The 515-nt window shown below is 53.2% G+C and carries 1 rRNA gene; it reads right to left on the bottom strand.

The annotated features are described in order from the left end of the window. Positions 1 to 515, bottom strand: a 23S ribosomal RNA gene (locus AAIG26_RS23660); the annotation flags it as partial.

Raw genomic sequence — 515 nt, 5'->3', positions numbered from 1 at the left:
CATGGTTTAGCCCCGTTACATCTTCCGCGCAGGCCGACTCGACCAGTGAGCTATTACGCTTTCTTTAAATGATGGCTGCTTCTAAGCCAACATCCTGGCTGTCTGGGCCTTCCCACATCGTTTCCCACTTAACCATGACTTTGGGACCTTAGCTGGCGGTCTGGGTTGTTTCCCTCTTCACGACGGACGTTAGCACCCGCCGTGTGTCTCCCGTGATAACATTCTCCGGTATTCGTAGTTTGCATCGGGTTGGTAAGCCGGGATGGCCCCCTAGCCGAAACAGTGCTCTACCCCCGGAGATGAATTCACGAGGCGCTACCTAAATAGCTTTCGGGGAGAACCAGCTATCTCCCGGTTTGATTGGCCTTTCACCCCCAGCCACAAGTCATCCGCTAATTTTTCAACATTAGTCGGTTCGGTCCTCCAGTTAGTGTTACCCAACCTTCAACCTGCCCATGGCTAGATCACCGGGTTTCGGGTCTATACCCTGCAACTTAACGCCCAGTTAAGACTCG

The sequence above is a fragment of the Kosakonia sp. PSU_27 genome (assembly GCF_039409795.1).
Classification (GTDB): domain Bacteria; phylum Pseudomonadota; class Gammaproteobacteria; order Enterobacterales; family Enterobacteriaceae; genus Kosakonia.
Note: the sequence above shows the minus strand (reverse complement) of the source record. Positions and strands in the feature narration are given on the sequence as shown.